Origin of the sequence: Achromobacter sp. Bel, assembly GCF_012928505.1 — a bacterium.
GTDB lineage: Bacteria > Pseudomonadota > Gammaproteobacteria > Burkholderiales > Burkholderiaceae_B > Achromobacter.
In genome coordinates this window covers 31,765-57,075 of the sequence record NZ_JABBJN010000008.1, presented here as the reverse complement: position 1 = coordinate 57,075, position 25,311 = coordinate 31,765, and the positions used below count along the sequence as shown (strand labels likewise).

Genomic DNA, 25,311 nt, shown 5'->3' with positions numbered 1-25,311 from the left:
GAAAGCCCCTTGGAAATCCAAGGGGCTTTTTACTGGTGCGGCGGCTGGGCAAACGGAGCGTGACGGCAATAGGGGGACAGCTTCGCCTGCCGGTAATCCCGGCTGGCGCTGCCCGCTGACTCATGTACAATACCGCGTAAGCTAGAAAACATTCCGCAGCGGCTGAGCGGGCTTACGCCCCCTCAGCCGCTTTTTCGTTTGGGCGACGCCCATGCATCACTTGGCGTTCTTCAGGTAAACATTCATGGGTAACTGGTTGCTGCCCGAGAGCCTTGCCGACGTACTTCCGGCAGAGGCCCGGCGCATCGAGGAACTGCGCCGCGAACTTCTCGATCTGTACCGTACTTACGGCTTCGAGCTGGTCGCGCCGCCCCTGGTCGAATACATCGATTCATTGCTGTCCGGCACCGGTAGCGATCTGGATCTGCGCACTTGCAAGCTGGTCGACCAGTTGACCGGACGCACGCTGGGCGTGCGGGCGGACATGACTCCTCAGGTCACGCGCATTGATGCGCACTTGTTGAACCGCGCCGGCGTGACCCGCCTGTGCTATTGCGGCAACGTGTTGCACGCCCGTCCGGCGGACTTGTTGTCCAGCCGCGAGCTGTTGCAGATTGGCGCCGAGATCTACGGTCATGCCGGCTTTGAAGCCGATCTGGAAATCATCCAGCTCGTGCTGGAAACGGTGGCGATCGCCGGGGTGCGCAACCCCCGTCTGGACTTGTGCCATTCGGGTGTGGTTCGAGCCATCCTTGAGTCGGACCCGGCTGCTGTAGCGGTATCGCAGGAAATCATCCGCTTGCTGCGCGAGAAAGACGTGCCGGGCCTGGGTGAACTGGCCCAGCGCGCGCCGGGCATGCGGAGTGAAACGCTGAAGGCGTTGCAACTGCTGCCGACCCTGTATGGCGGTGCGGAAGTGCTGAAGGCGGCGCGTCGCGATCTGCCCCTGTTGCCGGGTGTCGCGGTGGCGTTGGACGCCTTGCAGGTGGTGGTGGATGCGATGCCGAATGTGGCATTCAGCGTTGATCTGGCCGATGTGGGGGGCTATGGCTACCACTCCGGCGTGAAGTTCGCGCTGTATGCGGAAGGCTGGCACGACGCATTGGTCAGCGGTGGCCGCTATGACGACGTCAGCCGGGCCTTTGGCCGGGCGCGTCCGGCTACTGGCTTCAGTCTGGATTTACGCAAACTGGCGGCAGGTTTGCCGCCAGCGGAACGGGCGCGTGCGGTTCGCGCGCCTTGGGGGCAGGCCCCCGCTCTGACCGAGGCGGTTCGCCGCCTGCGCCGGTCAGGGGAGATTGTCGTTCAGGTATTGCCCGGTCACGAGCAGGATCAGGACGAATTCGTTTGCGATCGCGAGCTGGCGCTTCAAGATGGCGCCTGGACGGTCAGAACGCTGTGACTAACTCCCTCTTGGAAACAAGAGGGCCGCGGGGAGATTTCCGGATTTCCCGAGAAACTCGATATTGATTCGTAACATGAGCAAGAACGTAGTCGTAATCGGCACCCAATGGGGTGACGAGGGCAAAGGCAAGATCGTCGATTGGCTGGCGGAATCCGTCCAAGGCGTGGTCCGCTTCCAGGGCGGTCACAATGCCGGCCATACGCTGTGGATCAATGGCAAGAAGACGATTCTTCGCCTGATCCCGTCCGGCATCATGCATCCCGGCGTCACCTGCTTCATCGGCAATGGCGTTGTGCTGTCCCCGGAAGCCCTGCTCAAGGAAATCGAAGAGCTGGAGGCTGCTGGCCTGGATGTGCGCTCGCGCCTGCAGATTTCCGAAATCTGCCCGCTGATCCTGCCGTACCACGTGGCCATCGACAAGGCGCGCGAAGCGCGCAAGGGCGAAGGCAAGATCGGCACGACCGGTCGTGGCATCGGTCCGGCCTACGAGGACAAGGTTGCCCGCCGCGCACTGCGCGTGCAGGACTTGTTCAATCCTTCGCTGTTCGACGAGAAGCTCGCCGAAGTGCTGGATTACCACAACTTCGTGCTGACCAAGTACCTGGGCGCCGAAGCGGTTTCGGCCGACGAAGTGCGCGATCAGGCCATGGCGCTGGCTCCCGCCATCGCACCGATGGTCAAGGACGTGTCCAGCAATCTGTACGCCATGCAGCAGGAAGGCAAGCGCATTCTGTTCGAAGGCGCGCAGGGCGCTTTGCTGGATGTCGACCACGGCACGTACCCGTTCGTCACCAGCAGCAATTGCGTGGCTGGCGCCGCGTCGGCGGGTGCTGGCGTGGGTCCGCAGCAGTTGGACTACGTCCTGGGCATCACCAAGGCCTACACGACCCGCGTCGGTTCCGGTCCGTTCCCGACCGAACTGGTCGACGAGATCGGTACGCGCCTGGCCACGATCGGCAAGGAATTCGGTTCGGTTACCGGCCGTCCGCGTCGTTGCGGCTGGTTCGATGGCGCCGCGCTGAAGCGCTCGGTTCGCCTGAACGGCATTTCCGGCCTTTGCATCACCAAGCTGGACGTGCTGGACGGCCTGGAAACCATCCAACTGGGCGTGGGTTACCGCGTTAACGGCGAGTTCCGTGACGTGCTGCCGTATGGCGCCCACGCCGTGGCCCAGGCGCAGCCGGTGCTGGAAGAGCTGCCGGGCTGGTCGGAATCGACCGTCGGCATCACCGAGTACGACAAGCTGCCCGAGGCGGCCCGTCGCTACCTGGAGCGCGTTGCCGAAGTCTGCGGCGTGCCGATCGACCTGGTGTCGACCGGTCCTGACCGCAATGAAACCATTGTCCTGCGTCATCCCCTGAAGGGCTGACATCGGGTTAATATTCCAAAGGCCGCCGCCGGTCTCATACCGGCGGCGGCCTTTTCGTATCTTTAAGCAGGAGATGCTTGCCTATGAGCACGCCGACCAATGATGACAGCCATCTGTGGGTGACGTGGGACGATTACAACCGTTTGATCGAGCGCCTTACCTTGCAGGTGCATCAATCGGGATGGAAGTTCGACAAGATTCTTTGTCTGGCGCGCGGCGGTATGCGCGTCGGTGACGTAATGTCCCGCATTTTCGATGTGCCGCTGGGTATCCTGGCGACGAGCAGCTACCGCGAGGCGGCTGGCACGAAGCAAGGCGACATGGATATCGCCCAGTTCATCACCATTACGCGCGGCACATTGTCCGGGCGGGTGTTGCTGGTGGACGACATGGTCGATACCGGCAAGACCTTCAGCAAGGTCTATGACCACCTGAAGAGCCAGTTCGCCGACATCACCGAATTGCGCAGCGCCGTCCTGTGGTGGAAGGGGCATTCCCAGGCAACGCCCGACTATTATGTCGAGAAGCTGCCAACGAACCCCTGGATCCACCAGCCGTTCGAAGATTACGACAGCCTGCGTCCACATCAGCTCGAAGCCTGGATCCGTAAGGGTTCCAAGAGCTGACCCCGGAATGGGTCAGGGGAGGGGCTGGCGGCCTCTGGGTGCCAAGTGTCCCTCCTAGTAGTCAAAATGGTCATGACCATGCTAGAATCGCTGGTTATCGCTAAACCGAACTTGGCTTGTTACTCTTTGGGTAGTCTTTGGGTAACGGAAACAGCCAGCGGAAATCCGGGAAATGGAAGGCAAGGCCGCATGCAGCATATGCAGCGCGCAGCGCATGTGTCCTAGTCCCGGGTTGCGCTCCAAGGTTCCTCGTTTCCGCGGTACTTTCCTTTGTGTTGTGGTTGCGTGCCTGGAGTGCCAGTGCATGTCTATATAGCGCGAGGGGATGTTTTCGCGGACCTGGATCCTAGGCAGCGTTGCTGGTAAGCAAGCCAGGTTTGTCATCAACTTTTGTTACCCTACAAGCAGGCCAATCACTTTATGCCTATCGTTCGACTGAAGGAAAACGAACCGTTTGAAGCCGCTCTGCGCCGCTTCAAGCGCACCATCGAAAAGACCGGTTTGCTCACCGAGCTGCGTTCGCGCGAGTTCTATGAGAAGCCCACGGCTGAGCGCAAGCGCAAGCATGCCGCCGCTGTGAAGCGCCACTACAAGCGCATCCGTAGCCAACAACTGCCCCCGCGCCTGTATTGATTTTTGATTCCCGAATCTATTGATTCCAGAATCATTCATCCAGGATCTACTCGCCCGAGTCGACGTTGTCGACGTAGTCGGGCGATATGTGCAGTTGCGAAAGGGTGGGGCCAACCTGCTTGGCCTGTGCCCCTTTCATAACGAAAAAAGTCCGTCATTCACTGTCAGCCCCACCAAGCAGTTCTACCACTGCTTCGGTTGTGGAGCGCACGGCAGTGCCATCACTTTCCTGATGGAACATACGGGCACCAGTTTCCCCGAAGCCGTGCGTACGCTCGCGGCTTCGGCGGGAATGACGGTCCCCGAAGAAAATCGCAGTCCACGCCAGCAGCAGGAATCCGTGCGCCGCAAGGCCGAGGAATCCCGTCATACGCAGGTGCTGGATGCCGCTCAGGCACATTATCTGAAGCAGTTGCGCGCGTCGCCGGCGGCGATCCGCTATCTGAAGCAGCGCGGCCTGACCGGTGAAATCGCGGCGCATTTCGGCTTGGGCTGGTCGGGCACCGACCGCCATGGCCTGTCGCAGGTTTTCCCCAATTACGACGACCCCACGCTGGTGGAGTCGGGGCTGGTCATTGAGTCCGAAGACGGCCGTCGCTACGACCGGTTCCGCGAACGCGTCATGTTTCCCATCCGCAATGTGCGGGGCAGCCTGATCGGATTCGGCGGACGCATCATTGGCAAAGGCGAGCCCAAATACCTGAATTCCCCCGAAACGCCCCTGTTCTCGAAGGGCCATGAGCTCTACGGCTTGTGGGAGGCGCGCCAGTCCATCCGCCAGGAAGGGCAGGTGATCGTGGTCGAAGGTTATATGGACGTGGTCGGCCTGGCGCAGCAGGGTATCGCCAATGCGGTGGCTACGCTAGGTACGGCCACCACGCCCGATCACGTGAAGAAACTGCTTCGCGCCAGCGACAAGGTGATTTTCAGTTTTGACGGGGATGGAGCGGGCCGGCGTGCCGCCTGGCGTGCGTTGCAGGCTTGCCTGCCCGTGCTGCGGGACGACATCGCGATCCGTTTCCTGTTCCTGCCGTCCGAGCACGACCCGGATTCCTATGTGCGCGAATTGGGCGCTGAAGCCTTCCGCGCCTGTCTGGCCGATGCGGTGGCGCTATCGCGTTTTCTGCTGGACGAGCTGGCGTCGCGGCACAACATGAACGAGGCCGAAGGGCGCGCCAGTTGCTTGCATGAAGCCAAACCGTTGTTGGCGGCGATTCCCGAATGTGCGCTGCGCGTGCAGATCGAGCGGGAAATGGCCAAGCTGGTGCAGTTGACTCCTGAAGAAATGGCCCAGATCCTGGCCCAACAGCCCGCCAAGCCGTTTGCGCCCGCAGCGACGCCCAAGCCGGCGGCGGGCGATTCGACGGGGGGCGCAGGCCCGGATCATGAGGGCGGTCACCCGGATATGGGCTATGACTTCGCCGGGCATGATTTCCATGATATTCCTGCCGACGAGCCGGATTTCGCCGACTACGGCCAATTCCCGTCGCAAGGCGGCGGTGAATTTGCGGGCGGCGGCGGTCAGCGCGCTGGCGGCAAGCAGGAATGGAAGGGCAAGAGCGATTGGAAAAGCAAGGGCGACTGGAAGCCGGGCAAAGGCAACTGGAAAGGGCGTCGCGATAACGACGTTGGGGGCTTCGAAGGCCGCCGCACCATGCCTTCGTTGGCCAAGCGCTTGCTTGGGTTGTTGCTGGCGCATCCCGAGTTAGTGGACTCCATGGGAGACCAGCAACTTGAAGTCATCGACCATGGCCCCCATCTAGGATTGGTAAGGGACTTGATCATGCTGGCGCAATCCAGTGGTGCGCGCCATGTGGGCGCCTTGCTGGAAGCGGCTGAGCCCGATTCGGACCTGGCTACGGTATTGAAGGGTTTGCGAGCGGATATCCTGTCTCAAGAAGACCTTCCAGATCCCCAGACCGAGTGGGATGATGCGTTGCGGCGCATCGAATTCGACTCGGCCAAGCTTGAAATGGCCAAGTTGGCGGCGGCGGGGTTGTCGACGGATGAAGCGCGCAAGCGCTATCTGGAGCTATCCAGCCGTATGGCAACGCTGAAAGGTGCCGGGATACGCTAAATGCGCTAAAATCAAAGGTTGTCCGCTGGCCGAAGACGCCGGCGGGTAGTTGGAAATGATAGTAGCTGCGAATAGAAGAAATGGTAGGGCTAGGGAGGTAGGGCTAGGGAATCAGGGAGATAGCTGGGTTGGAAGTAGAAACCAGTAGAAACCGCCGTTTCCGAGCCGGGAAGGTCCTATGCAAGTAGGAAACTGGCAAACGAATAGGAAACTAGCAAACCCTGGAAACTGCCAAACCCTGGGTAAATTGGCTCCATTGGTGCGTTTTCAGTTGATTTCAGCTTAATTCTTCCTGAATTTGCTGGTAGTCCTGGCGCGAATGTGGGGTAGCGTAGCCGGCCATGGAATCTATTGCGGCGGACCGAATCTAACTCGGTAGTGATGTGAGAGCGCTTCGTGCATGAAGGCACGTTGCGTTCGAAGATTTTGAAGATGTGTTGTGCCATTTGACCCGCAGAAATTATCAGGTCCGCGCGTCAAAATTGTTACATAGTTAATTAATATAGCTGATAGCTGAGCGGTGAATCAGGCAGTTCAACGGCGTGTCGTTTCGCGTAGCGTTAGTGGTCTGGGTGCTGTGTCTACATAAGCTGCTAGGGGCAAGCCCCCATAAGCAAGCAAAGCCTATTTATAGGCAGGCAGCCCCCCCAACGCCCGAAATCCGTCGAGGAATGAGGCCATGCACGTCAAGCGCCCCAACGGTACTGCACCGCAACGGCGTCAAGCGGGCTCGCAAGAGCTGGTGCTGCGAACAACGCAGCCGCATGGACTCTGCCGATTCACCAGTTTTACCCGTATTTTGCGCCGCGCTGGTCCACCGTCCAGGGCGGCTTTATGCGGTGCAACATGCCCAAACGGGTTGCGACGACCACGGAAGCGACTATGACCAAATCCACCGGCAAATCCTCCTCTGCAATTGATGCGGCTGAACTCAAGGCCCCTGCGGCCAAGCGCGCCGTAAGCATGGCGGCGGAAAAAGCGCCCGCCAAAACGGCGGTGAAGGTCGCCAAGCCCGCTGCCAAGACGGCTGCCAAGAAGGCAACCAAGACGGCTGCGGCTGATAAGCCCGAAAAAGTGACGAAGGCTCGCGCCAAGAAGGCTGAAGACAAGCTCGCCGACTTGGTGGGCACCGCGCGTCCGGCAGTCCCCAGCGGTCGCCGTCCGGGCCGCCCCGCGAAGAATGCGAACAACGATTCCGACGGTTTCGACGACACGATGGACGGCGAAGGCGAAGTCCTGCCCGATCTGAAGCCGCCCAAGCGCGGCGGCAAGCGCGGCAAGGCGGATCCCAAGGATCTGATCGCCCGTGGTCCCGTGACACCGGAAGAGTACGAAGCACGCCGCAACCGCCTGAAGCAGCTGATCAAGCTGGGCAAGGACCGCGGCTACCTGACCTACGGCGAAATCAACGACCATTTGCCTGACGACTTGGTCGACGCCGAAGCGATCGACGGCATCATCAGCACCTTTAGCGATATGGGCATCGCGGTTTACGACCAGGCCCCCGACGCCGAAACGCTGCTGATGAGCGAAAATGCGCCGGTCGCGTCCAACGACGACGACGTCGAAGATGAAGCCGAAGCCGCGCTGACCACCGTCGACTCCGATTTCGGCCGCACCACCGATCCCGTGCGCATGTACATGCGCGAAATGGGTTCGGTCGAGCTGCTGACTCGCGAAGGCGAAATCGAAATCGCCAAACGCATCGAAGACGGCCTGAAGCACATGGTCATGGCCATTTCGGCCTGCCCGACCACGATCAACGAAATCCTGGCCCATATCCTGCGCGTGCGGGAAGGCCAGGCGCAGATCGACGAAGTCGTCGATGGCCTGGTTGATCCGGAAGACGGTGAAGAATACGCCGGCGCCGGCGTTACCGCCGACGAAGACGAAAGCGATGACGGCCCCGCGGGCGGTATGTCCAGCAAGCAGCTGGAAGACTTGCGCGTGAAGGCGTTGGCCAAGTTTGACGAGGTCAGCAAGCAGTTCGACAAGATGCGCCTGTCGTACGAGAAGGACGGCTACAAGTCGGACATCTACGTGCGTGCCCAGGAGTCCATCCAGAACGAACTGATGGGCATCCGCTTCACGGCCAAGATGGTCGAAAAGCTGGCCGACACGCTGCGCAACCAGGTTGAAGAAGTGCGCCAGCTTGAGCGCGCTGTCCTGCATACGTGTGTGGACCGTGCCGGCATGCCGCGCACGCACTTCATCAAGGTCTTCCCGGGCAACGAAACCAACCTGCAGTGGGTGGTGGAAGAAGTCGCTGCCGGCCATCCGTACGCCGAGACGCTGGAGCGTCAGATTCCGGCCGTCCAGGAATTGCAGCAAAAGCTGATCGACCTGCAAACGCGCGTCGTGCTGCCGCTGAAGGACCTGAAAGACGTCAACAAGCGCATGGCCACCGGCGAAGCCAAGGCTCGCAAGGCCAAGCGCGAAATGACCGAGGCCAACCTGCGCCTGGTGATCTCGATCGCCAAGAAGTACACGAACCGCGGCCTGCAGTTCCTGGATCTGATCCAGGAAGGCAACATCGGCTTGATGAAGGCCGTGGACAAGTTCGAATACCGTCGCGGCTACAAGTTTTCGACGTACGCCACGTGGTGGATCCGTCAGGCCATCACGCGTTCGATCGCCGACCAGGCGCGTACCATCCGTATCCCGGTTCACATGATCGAAACGATCAACAAGATGAACCGGATCAGCCGTCAGATCCTGCAGGAAACCGGCGCCGAGCCGGATCCTGCGACCCTGGCGCAGAAGATGGACATGCCGGAAGACAAGATCCGCAAGATCCTGAAGATCGCGAAGGAACCGATCTCCATGGAAACGCCGATCGGTGACGACGACGACTCGCACCTGGGCGATTTCATCGAAGACACGTCCACCCTGGCGCCTTCGGATGCGGCGCTGCACGGCTCCATGCGTGATGTGGTCAAGGAAGTGCTAGACTCTCTCACCCCGCGTGAAGCCAAGGTTCTGCGTATGCGTTTCGGCATCGAAATGAGCACCGATCAGACCCTGGAAGAAGTGGGCAAGCAATTCGACGTCACGCGTGAGCGCATTCGCCAAATAGAGGCTAAAGCGCTGCGCAAGCTGCGTCACCCCAGCCGGGCCGATAAGCTGAAGAGCTTCCTGGAAGGGCAGTAATCGTTTCCTGGGCCTCTAGCTCATGCCTGGTTAGAGCAGCGGACTCATAATCCGTTGGTGCCGAGTTCGACTCTCGGGGGGCCTACCAAAGAAATCAAGGGGTTACGTCACGTTGACGTAACCCCTTGGTCTTTTTGAGGCGTACAAGCGGCGCACTGTGGCGCTGAATCCGCGGTCGTACATTCTGGTTCCGTCCAGTATCAGCGGGTTAAAGAATGTTGATCTGCGCGAAAGAATGTTATTCCGGTTCCTTCTCGCAGGACTCCGGTTCGTCGCAAGTGACGCTTTGGACCTTGCGGCCTTCCTCCACGTCGCGGAACCAGTCCAATACGCGGACGCCTTCCTCTTCATTGGTATAGAAGCGGTCGAAAAGGAGCTGCGTGTGCTCCTTGCCCCGGCTCGTAAAGCCCGCGAAGCCGGAGAGCCCTTTGGCCTGTTCCGCACGGTTCTGCAGCAGCAGCGGGTAGAGCCTGGAGGGAGTACCGAAGGCCTTCAGGAACCTTTCCTGCGCCGCGTCATAGGCGGTGTCGAGTTCAACGACACGCAGATGCGGCGCGCGTCTCACCGCCGCGCGTCCGAGGTCTTCGAACGTCGCGCTCTCGCGATCGATGCCGGCCGCCCATTCGGGCGCGTCATCCCAGAAGCCCCAGTTCCGGATCGCATCCACGATCTTCGGGGACCGATAGCCGCCCGCGCCGTCCGCGACGGCGGTAATCTCAACGTCCGGATAATGATCCGAGACTTCCGCCGCATAGATCGGCGTGCCAATGGCGCCCGCGCTCGACCCGGCGACGACGATGCGCTCGGGCTTCTTCACGTTCTCATAGATCCAATTGAGCACCGATTCCACATTTGCACGGCCTCGGTGGCGCACCGCCACCTCCCGGCCGTCTGCGGTCTTGTAGGTCACGTCGCGATTGCCGAGGTATGCGTCGCCCGTGCAATAGGCGGCATAGACCTGCGTCCATTTGGCAACCGGATTTTCCGGGTTGCCGCGGTCGAGGATGCCCCGCCAGTCGCGCGGGTCGCTTGGATCAACCCGTTCAGAGAGTCCGAGGCGACCCATGTATTCGCTCCGCCAGCGCGGTTCGTTTGGCTGAGGACGCGCGAATGGAATGTAAACCAGCCGAGCTGGGATCGCATTGCTCGCCCGTCCAGCAGGTGCCGCCGTCACTGAGAAAGATCAGAAGCTTTGCGGCGTCCGCACCTTCGCCCGGCCTCACATGGAAGGCATAAGGCGTTCCCGTCGCGCAGGAGGTTTCGCCACCCGGCTCAATGGTCTTCCAGGAGGTCATCGCTACCTGGCCTTGTTCTTGCGGCATGGCGCCGAGCGGAGCGAGCAAGAGGGCGAGGGCGACGGCGTGGCGGATCCGCATAGGGGTCCTTCCTCCGGGATTAGTTCTTTGACTGGCGACGGGTTTGTCCCGCTCCGACGACGAATCCGCCTGAGCCATATCAGTCTGCACGAGCTAGCCTCCCAAATTTTGATATGAGAAATCTAAACGCCCATCGGCCACCTGTCTTGCCATCTTGTGCCATTCTGGCGCTGTCTAACTAGGCGCGAAGCTTCTGCGAACGATATTGAAGCCATCATCATCAAGTCGTCCAGTTACCGCGACGGGGACAAACCGGGACCAACGAATTTGCGCAAGTCGTTGCATTACCTGTGCCACTCGCAGCCTGGAAGTGGCGTATCGACTTCGATGGCAAGGCTCTCGCGCGTGTAAACACCTGCCTGGACGTGCTGCGCATGGCCAAGGACTACGGGTGTAACCGACTGGAAGCGGCCTGCTGCCGCGCCATCGATCTGAAAGCGCCGAACTACCGGTAAATCGCCTCGACGCTCAAGAAGAACGGCCTGGAGACCGTCGAAGTAGCGGTCGCACAGGCTGAACTGCCGCTCATGCACGCCAACGTGCGCGGACCTTCCTACTATCACTGACAGTGAGATCGTCATCATGCTGCATCAGCCGACCGTCGAGAAGCTTTCACGCGTTGCGGCTGTTTGGTATGGCCATGGCACTGGCCGACCAGCAGTTGCAGTCCAGCATTGACCAGCTTGGCTTCGAGGAGCGGCTGGGGCTGCTTGTCGAACGCGAGGCCAGTGAACGAGAGGCGCGTCTGCTCTCGGCGCGGCTGCGCCGTGCCAAGCTGCGCTTCCCCTATGCTGTGCCAGAGGACATTGACTACCGCAGCGCGCGCGGGCTGGACCGGATTCTGCTCGCACGCCTGCTGACCGGGGAATGGATTCGCGGGCACCAGAACATCATCCTGACTGGTTAGACAGGCCTGGGCAAAAGCTGGCTAGGGTGTGCGCTGGCCAACCAAGCTCGCCGGCAAGGCTATACCGTCTGCTATTTGCGCAGGCCCAAGTTCAGCGAAGAGATGGCCGTCGCGCACGGTGCCGGTCGCTACACCAAACTGCTTGCACAGTGGGCCAGGACCGACGTCCTGGTGCTGGATGACCTCGCGATGGCGCCAATGTCTGATCAGGCTCGCCGTGACCTGCTTGAAATCCCCGACGACCGGCACGGCTCGCGCTCGACCATCGTCAGCAGCCAGATCCCGGTCGACAACTGGCATGAGGCGCTCGGTGACCCGACGCTTGCTGACGCCATCTTGACCGGCTCGTCCACAATGTCCACCGCCTGGCCCTCGATGGTGAATCCATGCGTAAGTGCCGAAATGGTTTGACCGACAAACAGCTGTCGGAGTAGAAGAACTCAGCCCGCATCTCTGCTCGCCCAAGGTGGACGGATTCCGAGGAATCGGTGGGCGCCTTCGCGTGGAACGAATGGTCAGCTTCCGTGGAATACGCAATTTGACCAAGCCAGGCCAAACCCGATGCATCCGTTTGCGGCGTCTGCAATGAGGCTGGACGTGGCATCCCCGAAGCTTGTATTAGTGTTTTGCCGGAAAGTCGCTGGGCCAGCGCATGGCTTCGGGCGCTTTCGATGCGCTTGGGTCTGTTGGTTCGGCGTGCGGGCTGTCGGGTCTTTCCAACACGCGTTTTTCCGTTGTACCAAACAAGCTTGTGACCAGAGTCTTGAGTAAATCGCTGTCTTGCATTGTCATCCCCTTCACCGGAGAATTTCCTTCATCTCATCCTGCGGGCTCAAAGCCTTGCCGCGTATCCGGTGTACGTTATTCCCAAATGCGGGGCTCTGCCATCGGTAGGAAGTCGTATCCCTACAACCTAGTCATCCTGCTTGGGTATGGGCGAACTATCCCGGGTGGCTTCCTGTCCGGCCTGTCCCGGAAATGTGTGAGGATTGCGCATTTGGGAGGCTCCGAAAAAATCTATGATCAGCCCGATTTTTGCAAGCAAGTTCGTGTTGGCGTAAATTGGGCTTTGCTCAAATCTATTTCGGAGTCGGTTGGGGGCAGGTCCCCGTTCCATGATGAGAGTCGCGCCCGGCAAACCTCAAGGAGGCCTCAGCATCCAGGTGCTGAATTTTTTGCCAGGTTTCTTGCCAGGCCGTTGAGTCGTTTATGTCTTCACGTACTCGCGTCGCAAAACCAGAAAGTGACTGCGTAAAACGGTGATGAAGGTCAGATTGCGCTAACAGCCTGCTTACTTCGGTAGTTCGTTCCGTTGGCGAGGATGGCGCAGGCTATCCTCGCCAATTTATTGGCCAGCGCGCAGGCCACCACGTTCGAGTGGCGCCGTGCCAGCTCATGCTCGGCCAGCACTGCCGGCATGCGCCGGATGATTGCCTGGCCGCGCGGCAGGCTGATGCCGAATTCCAATAAAAATGCGTGAACCTGGTTGATCACACCGGTGCGCTCGCGTGTCAGCGACTCTCGTATGCGGTGCAGCGCTGAGACGGTCTGTTGAATCTCATTGCGCGCGCTCACGAACCGCATGCTCGGGCGCGAAGCGGCTTCGCAGATTGCCTGCGCATCGGCGAAGTCGTTCTTGTTGCCTTGCACGAAGAGGCGCACCAACTGGGGCGAGATCAGCTTGGCTTGTTGGCCCAGCGCCTGGATGCGACGCGCCATCCAATGAACTCCTGCGCAGGCCTCCATCACTACCGTGCTGCTCGGGGTGGTGCCCAGCAATGTGAATAGCTGCGGGCGAGAGCACTTCTTGCGAAACACCATCCTGCCGGTCGCGTCCTGCCCGTGTAGATGGAAGCTATGCTTACCAAGATCAATGCCAATCAGGGTGACGGTGCTCATGAGAGATCTGCCAGAAAGAACAATCCCCACTCAGCGTACCGCTTGGTGGGGATCGGGCTGACCATCTTATTAAGGCTCGCCGTAGCGGGCCCTCAGTTCAGTGTTTTGGCGAAAAATCGCTAGGCCACCGTAGAAACTTGTCGATTGGGTTTTGAGAGTCCATAGTGGCCTCCTATCGCAGGGTTTACTTGCCAGTTGGACCGTGCCATGTAGCACCGGTTCAACAATTATCGAACGGCGAGCGGCTGCGAAACCGTGGAAAACGACCAGCTTAAGCCCTTACTTCGCGTGCGCAAACATGGGCTGTTTTGATAGGCAATTGATATATAAGAAATATATATCTGGATTGATGTGTTTCGTCCTAATAGGGGATCTTAGGTGCGCAAGTAATAGAGCTGCAGCCAGTCGGATAAATATGTCTGGATGACTGTGCTGAAATGCGCATCCAATTGTTGGGCTACGGCGTCCATGTCTTCAGGGGTGGCCGTTGGTGGCACAACCACTGGATTGCTCATATGGAGCGTATAGCGCACGCCAGGAAGACGCTCGAGGTGCACGGGAACCAGTCGTGCGCCGCTGGTCGCCGCGAGGCGTATTGCTACGGAGAGGTTTCCGCCATGGGGTAGCGGCCGGCCAAACGTCGGAAAATGGATTTGCTTGCCGCGCGCTTCGTCCAAATGGAGGAGCACGAAAGTGTCGGGCCGTTGCAACTGGCGTAGCAACTGCCGAGTGGTGCCGATCCCGGGTGGCAATATTGCGGCATTGCTGCGCGGGCGTAGCTTGACGCTCAAGCGCTGGCGGAACCGGTTCAAGAAAGGTCGCGTGACTGTAGTGCCATGCCGTCCCGTCAATGCCAGCAATGCGCCGCCCATGGTGTCGCCCAGATTGGCCGTATGCACTGTGACGAAGATCACCGGTCGGCGGTCTCGCAGAATTTCGGCCAATGCGGAAGGGTCCGCCGCCTGCACCCGCGTGCTGTTGCTGATGCGGTCGCTAACCAGCGTTTCCAGGAAGGTGCGGCCGGCGTTCTGTCGCAGTTGCGCGATCAGATCGTTGATTTGCTTGCCGTCGCGCAGGTCCGGCCGCAACACGGCTAACGCGGCGCGTGCCCGTTGTTCCATCTCTTTATGCTCAGCCCGGCCGTAACGTCCACGCCAAGCCCCTATCGCCGAACAACGCTCGACAGAGATAAGGCGGAGCAGGTAATACAGGCCGAATTCCAAGGCTCCGCTTGCCGTATCTTGCAGCCAATAGCGAACCCAAAGACGAAGTGACTCCGGTTCCCACAACGCGGATAGCAGCCTGGGTGGCACCGCGTTCAGGCCTTTAGGGGGGCGGACGAGCGGGACGGTGCGTTTATGCAATACCAGCATGGGTCAGCCTGTAATGGAAAGAGCTACGTGCACTTAGAAACCTAGCTGCGTGATGGAGCGGCGGCGTCCCGAACCTGATGATCGAGGGGAGCGTGGGCTGTCCACGACTCACGCCGGAAAAGTCCGGTAATCCATACCGCTGGCGCTATCCGGGGGCTAGCCGGAAACCGCGGCCCACATCGTGTCGATCGATTCTGTGATGCCACTTGGCTCCGCAGGTCTTGCAGCAATATTGGTCAACACGGCCCCCGGTTTCTCTCGCCAAAATGGGGTTCAAGTGTGCGGCCATAGACCCCAGGAACCGTAGCGCGGGGTGGGGGTCCGACCTAGGGCGGCATACCGCTAAGGCATGGCAGGGGTCGCACAGCCCAACCTCCATGTGAGCGTCTTTGGTGTCGCTATAGGCGCTTATGTGACGATATGGCTCAAGTTGCTGCATGCAGATCATCTCCAAACCGGAGCTTTGGTGTTTAAGGGAGCGCGCCTGGCCTCTGAATTGGCTGCGCACTCGAACGTGCGTATGCCTGAGGGGCGCTCAATGCGTGCCGCTTTTGTGGCAACGCATTGAGCGCATTGGTACTTAGGCTGCCTTCTTCCAGTAGGTGTAGGTCCGCAGGATGTGCAGTTCGATCGCCGTGGCGCCTTCAAGCAGGGCTGCCGGGATCCGTGCAGCCCCCCCCGTCCAGCGCATACTCATTCCATGGATATCCTGCTGTTCGTGCAGGCCTTCCAGGCGGGGATCTTGCAAATCAATGGCGTGACGGCCTGAAGGCGTTTCCACCACGATTTGCGACAAACCGACGCCGACCTTGCGAAGGTCGCGGCGGGCATGCGCGGTGGTGTCACGAACCACGGCCGAGTGCGACGCAATGATCACGTCGTCGTCCACAGGGGCCGAAAGTTCGAAACGTACCGAGCCTTCGTTGGAACCGTTGACCGACTCGATGGTGCGGTCGCCGATCTGAAGGTGTAGACCTGTTTCGGTGATGCGGCGGATGCCCGTAAGTTGTTCCGCACGCTTGAGAATCGATTTGCGCAGCGCCTCGATGACCGGACCGGCACGCACGACTTCGATACCTTCGATCTGCGGGCGTCCCTCGGTGACGCCGAAATCGGGTTTCATGGCAACGCTTGCGGCGTTTTCGAACATGTCGCGGTTGCCCGTGTCGACATACGATTCCGCAGCAGCCCCTTCAGCGATGAGAATGTCGAATTGGTCGAGCTCGACGTGAAAGTACTCGAACGACGTGCGATTGAATTCCTGGGTAATCGTCTGGCCGTTGACCAGCAGCATGGCCGGTACCAGCTTGCCGTCAAAGTACATGTGATGGCCCGGCGAAACGTAGAGATCGCGATTGGGTACATTCGGAGCCAAAGAACCTGCGGTAAAGCGCACGGGATATGCGCGAATCGCGTCCGAGGCCTTGATGCGGCTGCTGTGCAGTTTCCGATGGCCGACCCACTTCACCGTCGCGATTCCGCCACGGGCTGTAAGGAGGCGATCGCCGGCCTGAATCTCTTCCACCAGCTTCTCGCCGTCCACTGTTGCAATCCGGGTGCCGCGGAGATAGCAAGCGAAAACTACATTTCCGGAACCGTCGATGCTGAAGGTGGCGCCGGCAGGGTAGTCGGTGATTTGAAAGGATGCCAGATTGGTAGTGATGGGAATCGGGCCGCTGGACACGAATTGCACTTGCAGTACGCCAGTAGCTTCATCGAAGGAAACCTGGTTGCCGACAGTATTAGGGCCGATGAGGTTATCTTTTTCGACGATCAGTTGGTCGCCGTTGGAGAGCCCCGAAATCGTCGGAAAGGTGGAAAGATTCAGATCGATCGTCGGCATGATCACTTTCAGCGTGCCGGTGCCGTTAGCGTCGAAATTGATCTTGGTGTTTTCCAGCAAAGAGACGTCAAGTAGTTCGCCTCCGTATTGCAGGGAGGAGTCTGCTCCGATGTTGTAGGTGATGGCATTTGCGGCGGTTACGCCGGCGACGCCAGAAACCACGACATTCGCTCCGTTGATCGCACTGACGGTGTTGGTTTGCAGTACACCCGCGCCCACCGTCGGATTCAAGGTTATATCGACGCCGTCGACGATAAGGTTACTGTTGCCCAGCAGTTCGGCATTAACAATGTCGTCTGCAGGGGCGTTCGTGGAGTTAATGATCTCGGTGGTATTCGATCCAACGGAAATATTTAGTGCCATGGTGTCCCTCGGGATTTTTGCGTAAAGGTGTCCCTGCCGGGTGCATAAATACACTCGGACATATTCTTGGGGCGGAAATGAACGCTACCTAAGTCGTAGCTAGTGAGGTGGCGCTAACGGAAAATGGGCGACATTGACTTTCTCCCATATGGAAAGTTGTGCGAGTGGAACGCGCCTAGAAACGTCGTTAGTAATCGAGGAGTTCGAGTTACTCGAAGCAATTATTAATGAAGCTGAGTTACCCATTTATAGGGATAACCCTATATTGAAAAAAAACGCAAATGTTTTGCAATCGAATTAAATTGTCGTTACATAATCGGCGAGAAAGGCGAATTTGTGGCTAGCTTTATGAATAAAAAATACGAAATTTTTCAGAAACAGCGAAATTTCACCTAAAAAAGGCAAAAATCGGCGGAGAGTATCAAATTATTGCGAGTATGTTTTATATCGAAATATAACGAGCATCGTTTTTTTTAAGCACGCATTCAGAATTCCGGTCAAAGTTACAAAATATTCTTCTGAATCATATTTGACGGCTTGTATTTATTTTTAATCTCTATTTTTTTATAAGCCGAGGTTTTCGAGTATCTGGACATGGTGCTATGCAACGTATCCGGATATGCGAATCAGACCGCCTGAAGAGCCCAATGGCCCTCTCGAGGAAGTGCAGAGGGCGTGATAAATGTGCGACAAATACGGGCACCCGCGTGAAAGGACGGCGAGCAGTGGCTTCCGCCGCAACGGAAAGGAAGGCGTGTGCGTCTTATGTGGTATTTCGTCGGGACTGCGGTCGCGGGCCAGGAGAGGGCCTGCGTATCGCCGGGAGCGATACAGGGCGAGCGTCCTCGTGCGTGAGGAGATGCTCTGTACGTTGAATCAGACCGCCAGACGGAATCCGTCCTCGACGCCCCATTTACCGATTTTGTGCAGCCACCGTGTGTCGCACTGTATGCATCGATAGTGATTGATGCGTTCGACGGCACCCTGATCGCCAGGACGGGAGTCACCTTGCGGAGTAAAGCCTTGATATCTGAGGTTGTCGTGGGGGGGAATCCCTGCCATACCGGATGCCAAGCTATAGCAGGCGTCGCACAACACGATTGTCACGGGAGCCTCTATTCGTGCTGAGTATTGCAAAGATAGGCTGACTGGGCCGGGTTCAGTCCGCGGGCCGCCAGGCAGAGCCTACGACAAAGGCGTGTTCGAGGTGGCCGAGTCATGGTCGGGACGAAGAACGAGTACCGAAAGAACACTGTGTGAGGTGACATTTTGTGGTCCCGTCAGTTACAGCCGTTAAAAAGGGGACGGACTTTATGTTAAGAGTTCTTTCCATGATATTCAAGCGAGCGCATAGCTTGCATCCTCCTCCAGGGAAGTTGATGCGTCCACTTGTTGGTAATTTGAAAGCTAATAATTCAAAAATAAACTCTATATATCTAAATGGGCGTTAAATGTATATATTTGATACCGGAGCGCCGCGATCACGCGCGGCACCTGACCGCGGGGTTAACAAGCCGTTGCGGGCGGCTTCAATTCCAACCGATTGCGGGGTAAGGGAAAGGACTGTCACCGAGCTGTCGATTTCAATTCGTTTGGAGTGCTCCATTTGGACGCATGTAAAGCATGCACCCATTCATACTGGGGCTGCTTGGATGCTGACCCTAACCCAGTTTTTAGTACCGATCTAAATTAGAGAAATCCGGCATGATTTCACCATATGGAATAGGAGCCATGCCGTGAAGAGATCGAAATACACCGAAGAGCAAATCGCCTTTGCGCTGAAGCAGGCCGAACTGGGAACGGCCGTACCCGAGGTCTGCCGCAAGATGGGCGTGAGCGAAGCGACCTTCTACAACTGGAAGAAGAAATTCGGCGGGCTTGGTCCCTCGGAGTTGCGACGGCTGCGCCAGCTTGAAGAGGAGTGCAATCGCCTTAAGCGCCTGGTCGCGGACCTGTCGCTGGACAAGGCAATGTTGCAGGACGTGCTGGCAAAAAAGCTCTGAAGCCTTCGCGGCGCCGCGTACTCGTGGATGATCTGATGAAGCGCTACGGCGTCGGCGTGACCAAGGCATGCGCCGCAGTCATGATTTCCCGGTCGTTGTATCGCTACGAATCGTGCCGACGCGACAGTGGCGCGCTGGTCATGCGAATCCACGAGATAGCGCATACGCGCGTTCACTACGGATACCGGCGTGTACACGTGATGCTGCGCCGCGAAGGCTATCGCGATAATCACAAACGGGTCTACCGTTTGTATCGAGAACAAGGCTTGTCGTTGCGACACAAGCGCCCCAAGCGCAATAAGTCGGCGCAACGTCGCCAACCCAAAGCGGTCGCGCAAGCCATCAATGACATCTGGAGCACGGACTTCGTCATGGACCAATTGTTCGATGGTCGCCGCCTGCGTGCGTTGACTCTGGTCGACAATTACACCAGAGAGTGTCTGGCCATCGACATTGGGCAAAACCTGTGGGGTGACGATGTGGTGGCGACGCTCGGTCGCGTATGCGCACTGCGCGGCTTGCCGCGCGTCATCAAAACCGATAACGGCAGCGAGTTCATCTCCAAAGCCATGGACAAATGGGCATACGAAAATGGGGTGGAAATCGACTTCAGTCGGCCCGGCAAGCCGACGGACAATGCGCAGTGCGAATCCTTCAATGGCCGCTTCCGTCAGGAATGCCTGAACAGCCACTGGTTCTTGTCATTTGCCGACGCCAAGGAGAAAATCGACGCTTGGCGGACGTACTATAACGAGGTTCGTCCCCACTCCGCGCTGAAGTGGCAGGCGCCTGCTGAATACGCGCGCCAGCACTTGGCCAGCGGCCAAAGTACTAACCTCAATGAGCCGGAGATCTCTACTTCTGATCCGGACTAATTCGGGGTTAGGGTCAACCTGCATGGCGCTGTGACATGCCGCGCATCACCGTATTAACCATTTTTGAATATTGCCTGCCGACGCCTGTGGAAGAATCCGTTGCGGGAACCAATCATTAAACACGTTCCATTTGTTGCGCGGTGCCACCTTGTCCGAGGCGCGGACCTTCGGGGGCATCGGTACGTGCCGAGGTTCGCCGTTCTTGGTGTCTTCCAACAGGAACATCCCATCTCTGCGTACCGCCTCCAGAATTTCGCTTAGACGCATCCCGCTGTAGAAGGCGATTCGGATATCGATGGACTGGCGCAGGGCGTCCAGTTGCTTACGGCGGTCCTTTGTTCATGGGGGGTATTCCTACGGGATGGGCTTCGGTAAGCGCTGACCCGCAGCGCTGGCCGAAACCCGCTTTTCAGCGGAATTGGATTTCATACCGAGGGTATCGGTTAGCTGTTATCTCGACTAAGACTAAAGACTGATGTGTCGGTGCCGCGCCACTGTTAAGGTTCGCTCCGAGCCCGGTTTCGCTTGAGTATCCGGTTGTTCGCCCGTCTTGAACGCCGGTAGCGCCGCACCCCCGCTGAGGCTCAGCCGATGCTGGCGCGGCTTCTTTCGCCCGCGATTTGCAGGAGATCTACATGGAAAAGATGGAACTGACTACTCAACAGGACGACACCGAGCATCAGATCCAGCCGTTGGAAACCGGCGAAATCAGTACGGTTAGCGGCGGTGCTAGTTCGAAAAAGCCGACGATCGCTATGTTGCAGCCGCGGAGTGGAAACTCCGCCACCGCCGCCAAGTCGAGTTTCTACCAGCGCTGAATCAGGTGTAGGCGGCATGGATTTCGGTCGCGACAAAGCTTGTGGCGCTTGGGTGCTCCGGGCGAAACCGAAACTGCCGTCCCATCTAAGCCGCGGCGCATTCGCCGCGGTTTTTTTTCCACATGCACGGCGCGCGCCGCTTCGATTCGTCGAGCGCACCACGTTGAGCGCGTGTTTTTTGGTTCACAATTCCGCCTATCCCCATCGTTCGGAGAACCCATGCAAGTCGCTGTCGCCGCAATCACCTGCGCCGTGTTCGCCATCCTGTCCCTGTGGCATGTTTATTGGGCCCTCGGAGGCCGTCTGGCGCATGAGGCCGCCTTGCCCTTCAAGGATGGAGAACCCCTGTTCCGGCCTTCGGCGGTGGGCACGTTCATGGTGGGAGTGATCCTGATGGCGTTCGCCGGACTCGCGGCGGCCAATGGAGGATTGCTGAGCTTGGACGCTTCGCCGGCCTGGTTGCGCTGGGCGGGTGGCGCGGTGGCGCTGGCCTTGGTGGGACGCGCCATCGGCGACTTTCGTTATGTGGGGTTCTTCAAGCGTCTGGGCGAAGACCCGTTCGCGCGGCTGGATACGCGGGTGTACTCGCCCCTGTGCATGCTGCTGGCCGCAGGCATGATAGCCACTATTTGGCGTGGCTGAGCCGATCCCGACCGCCAGCGATCCTGCGGCCAGCGTCAGGGCGTGAAGTAAAAGCCGGCGTCGTGGTCCAACCGTATTTCGCCTTAACCTCTTTGCACAGCCTCAGAGCGCACAAGCTAGCCCCGAGGTGGCTTGGGCTGTGCGAACCAGTTCTGATATTCGAGATGGATCAGAGGATAAGGTCTGCCCTGCTCGTCGAGTGGCGACCGGCCCGTGCGCTTGAAGCCCATCTTTTCATAGAAGCCGACTGCTTGGGCGTTCTGTTCGTTGACGTCGGTCGTCATGTTGGGATAGAGCGCAAGGCCGTGGCGCACCAGCGCTGCGCCGATGCCCGTGCCGCGACCAGCGGGATCAACGAACAGCGCCTGCATGTGACCGTTGTCAATGAGCATGAAAGCCAAGGGATAGCCGCTGTCATCCACGGCAAGCCAGAGCGGAACCTGAGGGAGAAAGCTGCACACCATCTCGTCGATGGCTTGGCGGTCTTGTGGCGACAGGAAATCGTGGGTGGCGTCAACGGCGGCCCGCCAGATTTCAACTGCGCGTTCGCCTTCGCCGGGTCGGGAAGTTCGAATTGTAATCATCGGCGCATTATATATACGTGGAATATAAGGAGGCAGATTGCAATTTCAAGGCGAAATTCTCATCGGAAATTCCATTTTTCGTTAGCCAGGACGACGCGCGCACCAACACGGCATGCTCCCTTGGAGTTGCCGTGGAGACTGAAGGGCTGCGGTACGATGGGAAAAAACCAAGGGGCATGACATGAAAGAGATCTCCGTTGTTCGCTCGTTTCATGGTTGGACATACGTCATTGGCGTCTCGAAGTCGCTTGATGGTGCGGGCTGGGGTGTTTTCATCAATGAGATTTCCGGGCCTGAGGGGCAGCGCATGGCCGACATTGACGACACCGACAGTTCCTACGAAAGCCCCAACGAGGCCATCGCTTGCGCGAATTCGCTAATGAGGGACGAGATCCAGAGGGCGGCTTCGCCGAACGACGATTAGCACGACTTCCCCTTTCTTGGTGGCCCTTCTGGGCGATGATGATCGTGGCTTCGGGTGTCCGGGGACTTGGGTTGGCTCAGTCTGATACCTTCATCCTGAGGATAGCGTTGATCTGTCAATGTTGAATGAAAAAAAGCCACCCAGGGAGGTGGCTCGCATCTTTTCGCTATATGGAGATTGTTTCCCTACGGCAGTCTTGGTAGGAGAGACAATCCCAGTTCAAAGGTGGCGGGGTTCTACCGCCTCGGACTCATCGCAGTGGGCTAGGCACTTTCCTACCACTTGCACGATGCCCGAATGTCGCGAAACGCCGAATCTGCTCCGCGGGTGTCGAAGGTCGCAGTAACGGGGTTTTCATTGTATGGCGTTATGTTAGCCACAAAGGTCTGGCTATCAGCCATTTGCTTCAGTAACGCTATCGGTGAGCCTGGAAAGAATGCGGCTTTCTTGTCGGTGGACAGGCTCCAGCTGGAAGACTGGGCGGGATTTTTATCGATACGGTATGTGGTTCTCGTCGTGCTAGACCCAAGGTAACTGTTCCAGTTGATGTACATCTCGGTCTTGTTGTCATTGCACCGAACCATCATGGAAACACGACCACCGTACTTCCCTCTGCCAGAATCGGCGTCAAGCATCGCGAAGTGAATCTCCTTGTCGTTAAGGGGATCCACATCTTTTGATGTTTCCCATTTCCCCGGGCCGGAACCCGTGGTTCTTTCTGTAGAGGGTGCGAGTTTGTTTTTTTCGGCCATCAGGTCGTAGCACGCCAGTCTTGAGACGGTATTCGACATGGCGGCGCATGCTGCGATGTCCTTGTCCTCTACGGCGTAGGCCAGGAATGGCATACATAGCGAAGCAAGAAGAACTGATTTCCTCATTTAGGTACCCTAATTTAAAGAGCCATTCAAGAGCGGCTTGTGCTTTATCGGCCAGTAATGCGCCAAACAAACAGACTTAGTCCGTTTTGGCTCTGAATCATAACGCGGCCGCTGACTCGCGGAACGGGTCGAAAATGAATTTTCAGGAATCCGTTAGTATCGGCGCGACATGGAATAGAAAGGGGCGGGCAGGCTTAAAAAGGGGGGGGGGGCGGCTATTGCGGCAGTAGTGGTCTTTTCAGTTGGCCATACGGCGCTGCTATCAGCAAAGGATCTGGAGGAGTGCAAGGGTCTTGCGAGAATTGCCCGATCCATGATGAACCTAAGACAAGAGGGGGCGCCTATGTCGGATCTGATGGAGCTTGCCATGGCCGAAAAGGACCCTTAAGGTATTTTTCAGATTTTTGTGGAACTCGTGTTTGAGTATCCGCTATATACAACGCCGGAGGCCAAGTCACGAGCGGTTTCGAAGGTCGACGCCTTCGCCTACAAGGGGTGTTTAAAGAACCTCAAGGAGAGTGCAGCGGCGTCAAAGTAACGTTGCCCGCTAAGGAAATCCGCGAATTCAGGTTTCTGCAGCCGCTCGCAATGACGGCTGTTTCGTTTTCTGACGCTCGTTGTACACGGAGGTCCCCTACGGAAGAGCATCATTGCGAACCCTTACATTGCTGTTACAACTAAGCAGCTAGGATTCCGATATTCAAAAATTGGAGGCCGATCATGAGTAGCGAAAAACCGTCTCCCGAGCCGAACAAGCGGCGCTGGCCCTTTGGGTATGGGGAAGAGCGGTAAAGCACGCAGCCGCCGAGCGTTTGAATCAGGGAATGCCAAAGCCGGTTGGCGGCGACTAGCGTGGTGCCATTCCCTTTCTTAGCCTGTCGGGCGCTTCCATCAGTGATGTCGCCATCCCGTCCCGTTCCTGGACACAGGGTTCATCCCGCAAGCCTTTCATGAAATCGTCGTACAGCTCGCCTGTCACGCCGCCTGGCCGCTTCAGGTCGGCGGACAACTGGTAGGCGCGCAGCAGCACGGACCGCAGCCGTTTTACCTCCCATAGGAGTGAGATGACGTCGGCGTTCCAGGGCTGGCGCTCGCGGATGTTGCGCAGGTCGGCGTGGGTAAGGGGAGCTTTGAACGGCATAATGGAAAATACTGTTTGTATATCCAGTATATTCCACAAAAAACGGGGTCATTCCATTGCCATGCCGATTTCCATGCAGTTTCCAGCCATGAATAGCGTGACCCGGAAAGGCTGGAGCAAGCGGGATGCGGCCAGCGGCAACAGCTTGTTCTCGATGATCCAGATGTTGGCCATCGGACTGGGCGTGACGATAGGTGGGGGACTGGTCGGCATGTTCTCGGGCGAGGCCAACGCCACCTTGGGCTCGCGCATTCTAGCGCGTGCGAAACCTGTGTGCCGAAACCCGCGCAGAAACGGAAGAGCGCCCCAGCTCTAGATGAGTCTGAGGCGCTCCTGCCCGGCTTCGCACGCGATGGGTGTCAGACAGCCCGGCAACTCCAATCTACTGCCGGGGTAGGGCCTCGGCAATAGGGAAAACCCTGGAAAATTAGTGGGTTACAAGATTTTCCGCCTCGGAGTTCGTCCCGCGTTCCTCCTGGCGCGGGGCGTGCGGGCGGGCCTTCCTGGGCCCATCGGAAGCGGTATTCCGGCGAGTCAATGCACCCGTGCCCATTTTGCCCGCCTCGGCATCCGCGAATAGTCGCCCCTGCCTGCCACGCCGACACTGAGACCCACATTCATTGCATCGGAGAGCAGACATGTGGGGCATTCGTAAGCGTCAGTTGGGCCAGGGCATGACCGAATACATCGTGGTCGTCGCGCTGGTGGCGGTGGCGGCAATCGCCGTCTACCAATATTTCGGGCAAGTCGTGCGTTCGCAAACCGCCGCCATGGCCCGCGAACTTGCGGGCGAGGATGGCAGCACGCAAAGCCGCGCGGCGCAGCAGGCGGCGCAGAAGGCCGCGGCCCAGACCAAGGCGCGTTCGCTCAAGTCCTTTACCGGCAATGCGGCGGATGCGAAGTGACACGGCGTGGGCGTACGCAA

The 25,311-nt window shown here is 58.5% G+C and carries 20 protein-coding genes, 1 tRNA gene and 3 pseudogenes; 15 read left to right on the top strand and 9 right to left on the bottom strand.

Annotation, left to right across the window (positions count from 1 at the left end):
• Nucleotides 1–244: 244 nt before the first annotated feature.
• The 7 genes from HG262_RS07500 to HG262_RS07470 all read left to right on the top strand — a co-directional run bounded on the left by HG262_RS07500 (nt 245) and on the right by HG262_RS07470 (nt 9,348).
• Nucleotides 245–1,402: an ATP phosphoribosyltransferase regulatory subunit gene (locus HG262_RS07500; protein ID WP_169270420.1), complete on the top strand. Its 1,158-nt coding sequence runs from the start codon at nt 245–247 to the stop codon at nt 1,400–1,402.
• Between the two features lie 76 nt (nt 1,403–1,478).
• Nucleotides 1,479–2,774 (top strand): adenylosuccinate synthase, encoded by a 1,296-nt coding sequence (locus HG262_RS07495; protein ID WP_006223984.1) that lies wholly within the window; start codon nt 1,479–1,481, stop codon nt 2,772–2,774.
• Nucleotides 2,775–2,857: 83 nt separating this feature from the next.
• Nucleotides 2,858–3,400 (top strand): phosphoribosyltransferase family protein, encoded by a 543-nt coding sequence (locus HG262_RS07490; RefSeq protein WP_006223983.1) that lies wholly within the window; start codon nt 2,858–2,860, stop codon nt 3,398–3,400.
• Nucleotides 3,401–3,820: 420 nt separating this feature from the next.
• Nucleotides 3,821–4,033 (top strand): 30S ribosomal protein S21, encoded by a 213-nt coding sequence (gene rpsU, locus HG262_RS07485; protein WP_006218592.1) that lies wholly within the window; start codon nt 3,821–3,823, stop codon nt 4,031–4,033.
• A gap of 19 nt (nt 4,034–4,052) precedes the next feature.
• Nucleotides 4,053–6,110 (top strand): DNA primase, encoded by a 2,058-nt coding sequence (gene dnaG, locus HG262_RS07480; protein ID WP_169270419.1) that lies wholly within the window; start codon nt 4,053–4,055, stop codon nt 6,108–6,110.
• An 882-nt stretch (nt 6,111–6,992) separates the two neighbouring features.
• Nucleotides 6,993–9,260: an RNA polymerase sigma factor RpoD gene (gene rpoD, locus HG262_RS07475; RefSeq protein WP_169270418.1), complete on the top strand. Its 2,268-nt coding sequence runs from the start codon at nt 6,993–6,995 to the stop codon at nt 9,258–9,260.
• A gap of 9 nt (nt 9,261–9,269) precedes the next feature.
• Nucleotides 9,270–9,348: transfer RNA gene (locus HG262_RS07470), tRNA-Ile, on the top strand.
• 150 nt (nt 9,349–9,498) lie between these two features.
• Here HG262_RS07470 and HG262_RS07465 read toward each other — a convergent pair.
• Nucleotides 9,499–10,326, bottom strand: coding sequence for a pectin acetylesterase-family hydrolase (locus HG262_RS07465; RefSeq protein WP_169270417.1), 828 nt, complete (start codon nt 10,324–10,326; stop codon nt 9,499–9,501).
• Nucleotides 10,327–10,992: 666 nt separating this feature from the next.
• Between HG262_RS07465 and HG262_RS07460 the strand changes: the two are divergent.
• Nucleotides 10,993–11,202 (top strand): annotated as a pseudogene (locus tag HG262_RS07460) (IS21 family transposase); the annotation flags it as partial.
• 16 nt (nt 11,203–11,218) lie between these two features.
• Nucleotides 11,219–11,977, top strand: a pseudogene (istB, locus tag HG262_RS07455) (IS21-like element helper ATPase IstB).
• A 184-nt stretch (nt 11,978–12,161) separates the two neighbouring features.
• Here istB and HG262_RS07450 read toward each other — a convergent pair.
• The 4 genes from HG262_RS07450 to HG262_RS07435 form a co-directional block, all read right to left on the bottom strand.
• Nucleotides 12,162–12,329 (bottom strand): hypothetical protein, encoded by a 168-nt coding sequence (locus tag HG262_RS07450; protein ID WP_169270416.1) that lies wholly within the window; start codon nt 12,327–12,329, stop codon nt 12,162–12,164.
• Nucleotides 12,330–12,812: 483 nt separating this feature from the next.
• Nucleotides 12,813–13,442 carry an IS110 family transposase gene (locus HG262_RS07445; protein ID WP_169270415.1) on the bottom strand — a complete coding sequence of 210 codons (630 nt, stop codon included), beginning with the start codon at nt 13,440–13,442 and terminating at the stop codon, nt 12,813–12,815.
• Between the two features lie 374 nt (nt 13,443–13,816).
• Entirely contained in the window at nt 13,817–14,815 is a 999-nt protein-coding gene (locus tag HG262_RS07440) for a lysophospholipid acyltransferase family protein (RefSeq protein ID WP_169270414.1), read from the bottom strand.
• 580 nt (nt 14,816–15,395) lie between these two features.
• The gene (locus HG262_RS07435; protein ID WP_169270413.1) at nt 15,396–17,021 is read right to left on the bottom strand and encodes a Hint domain-containing protein; all 1,626 of its coding nucleotides are present in this window, start codon (nt 17,019–17,021) and stop codon (nt 15,396–15,398) included.
• 1,736 nt (nt 17,022–18,757) lie between these two features.
• On the opposite strand from HG262_RS07435, the gene HG262_RS07430 reads away from it, so the two are divergent.
• Nucleotides 18,758–19,899, top strand: a protein-coding gene (locus HG262_RS07430) for an IS3 family transposase (RefSeq protein WP_348984370.1) whose coding sequence is annotated in 2 segments (ribosomal slippage) — nt 18,758–19,010 and nt 19,010–19,899 — 1,143 coding nt in all. Because the reading frame shifts where the segments join, the coding sequence is not laid out codon by codon here.
• A gap of 45 nt (nt 19,900–19,944) precedes the next feature.
• Here HG262_RS07430 and HG262_RS07425 read toward each other — a convergent pair.
• On the bottom strand, nt 19,945–20,124 hold the full coding sequence (locus tag HG262_RS07425; RefSeq protein ID WP_169270412.1) for a hypothetical protein: 180 nt from the start codon (nt 20,122–20,124) through the stop codon (nt 19,945–19,947).
• A 410-nt stretch (nt 20,125–20,534) separates the two neighbouring features.
• On the opposite strand from HG262_RS07425, the gene HG262_RS07420 reads away from it, so the two are divergent.
• Entirely contained in the window at nt 20,535–20,717 is a 183-nt protein-coding gene (locus HG262_RS07420; RefSeq protein ID WP_169270411.1) for a hypothetical protein, read from the top strand.
• A 219-nt stretch (nt 20,718–20,936) separates the two neighbouring features.
• Nucleotides 20,937–21,359: a DUF3995 domain-containing protein gene (locus HG262_RS07415; protein ID WP_169270410.1), complete on the top strand. Its 423-nt coding sequence runs from the start codon at nt 20,937–20,939 to the stop codon at nt 21,357–21,359.
• A 116-nt stretch (nt 21,360–21,475) separates the two neighbouring features.
• On the opposite strand, the gene HG262_RS07410 is transcribed toward HG262_RS07415, so the two are convergent.
• Nucleotides 21,476–21,943, bottom strand: a complete 468-nt coding sequence (locus HG262_RS07410) for an acetyltransferase (protein ID WP_169270409.1) — start codon at nt 21,941–21,943, stop codon at nt 21,476–21,478.
• A 181-nt stretch (nt 21,944–22,124) separates the two neighbouring features.
• On the opposite strand from HG262_RS07410, the gene HG262_RS07405 reads away from it, so the two are divergent.
• The gene (locus tag HG262_RS07405; protein WP_169270408.1) at nt 22,125–22,367 is read left to right on the top strand and encodes a hypothetical protein; all 243 of its coding nucleotides are present in this window, start codon (nt 22,125–22,127) and stop codon (nt 22,365–22,367) included.
• Between the two features lie 275 nt (nt 22,368–22,642).
• Here the strand turns inward: HG262_RS07405 and HG262_RS07400 are convergent, their stop codons facing one another.
• Entirely contained in the window at nt 22,643–23,245 is a 603-nt protein-coding gene (locus HG262_RS07400) for a type VI secretion system-associated protein TagO (RefSeq protein ID WP_169270407.1), read from the bottom strand.
• 847 nt (nt 23,246–24,092) lie between these two features.
• The gene (locus HG262_RS07395) at nt 24,093–24,386 is read right to left on the bottom strand and encodes a hypothetical protein (RefSeq protein ID WP_169270406.1); all 294 of its coding nucleotides are present in this window, start codon (nt 24,384–24,386) and stop codon (nt 24,093–24,095) included.
• Nucleotides 24,387–24,456: 70 nt separating this feature from the next.
• On the opposite strand from HG262_RS07395, the pseudogene HG262_RS30975 reads away from it, so the two are divergent.
• Both HG262_RS30975 and HG262_RS07385 read left to right on the top strand, forming a co-directional pair.
• Nucleotides 24,457–24,702: pseudogene (locus tag HG262_RS30975) on the top strand (hypothetical protein); the annotation flags it as partial.
• A 322-nt stretch (nt 24,703–25,024) separates the two neighbouring features.
• The gene (locus HG262_RS07385; RefSeq protein WP_105559780.1) at nt 25,025–25,291 is read left to right on the top strand and encodes a hypothetical protein; all 267 of its coding nucleotides are present in this window, start codon (nt 25,025–25,027) and stop codon (nt 25,289–25,291) included.
• The last annotated feature ends 20 nt before the right edge of the window (nt 25,292–25,311 follow it).

Excerpts from the sequence above, each read along its gene's own strand:
- HG262_RS07385 (WP_105559780.1), top strand. The coding sequence starts at position 25,025 with ATGTGGGGCATTCGTAAGCGTCAGTTGGGCCAGGGCATGACCGAATAC.
- rpsU (WP_006218592.1), top strand. The coding sequence starts at position 3,821 with ATGCCTATCGTTCGACTGAAGGAAAACGAACCGTTTGAAGCCGCTCTG.
- HG262_RS07495 (WP_006223984.1), top strand. The coding sequence starts at position 1,479 with ATGAGCAAGAACGTAGTCGTAATCGGCACCCAATGGGGTGACGAGGGC.
- HG262_RS07415 (WP_169270410.1), top strand. The coding sequence starts at position 20,937 with ATGCAAGTCGCTGTCGCCGCAATCACCTGCGCCGTGTTCGCCATCCTG.
- HG262_RS07420 (WP_169270411.1), top strand. The coding sequence starts at position 20,535 with ATGGAAAAGATGGAACTGACTACTCAACAGGACGACACCGAGCATCAG.
- HG262_RS07465 (WP_169270417.1), bottom strand. The coding sequence starts at position 10,326 with ATGGGTCGCCTCGGACTCTCTGAACGGGTTGATCCAAGCGACCCGCGC.
- HG262_RS07490 (WP_006223983.1), top strand. The coding sequence starts at position 2,858 with ATGAGCACGCCGACCAATGATGACAGCCATCTGTGGGTGACGTGGGAC.
- rpoD (WP_169270418.1), top strand. The coding sequence starts at position 6,993 with ATGACCAAATCCACCGGCAAATCCTCCTCTGCAATTGATGCGGCTGAA.
- HG262_RS07400 (WP_169270407.1), bottom strand. The coding sequence starts at position 23,245 with ATGAGGAAATCAGTTCTTCTTGCTTCGCTATGTATGCCATTCCTGGCC.
- HG262_RS07410 (WP_169270409.1), bottom strand. The coding sequence starts at position 21,943 with ATGATTACAATTCGAACTTCCCGACCCGGCGAAGGCGAACGCGCAGTT.
- HG262_RS07405 (WP_169270408.1), top strand. The coding sequence starts at position 22,125 with ATGAAAGAGATCTCCGTTGTTCGCTCGTTTCATGGTTGGACATACGTC.
- HG262_RS07500 (WP_169270420.1), top strand. The coding sequence starts at position 245 with ATGGGTAACTGGTTGCTGCCCGAGAGCCTTGCCGACGTACTTCCGGCA.
- HG262_RS07425 (WP_169270412.1), bottom strand. The coding sequence starts at position 20,124 with ATGTTCCTGTTGGAAGACACCAAGAACGGCGAACCTCGGCACGTACCG.
- HG262_RS07445 (WP_169270415.1), bottom strand. The coding sequence starts at position 13,442 with ATGAGCACCGTCACCCTGATTGGCATTGATCTTGGTAAGCATAGCTTC.
- HG262_RS07435 (WP_169270413.1), bottom strand. The coding sequence starts at position 17,021 with ATGGCACTAAATATTTCCGTTGGATCGAATACCACCGAGATCATTAAC.
- HG262_RS07395 (WP_169270406.1), bottom strand. The coding sequence starts at position 24,386 with ATGCCGTTCAAAGCTCCCCTTACCCACGCCGACCTGCGCAACATCCGC.
- HG262_RS07440 (WP_169270414.1), bottom strand. The coding sequence starts at position 14,815 with ATGCTGGTATTGCATAAACGCACCGTCCCGCTCGTCCGCCCCCCTAAA.
- HG262_RS07450 (WP_169270416.1), bottom strand. The coding sequence starts at position 12,329 with ATGCAAGACAGCGATTTACTCAAGACTCTGGTCACAAGCTTGTTTGGT.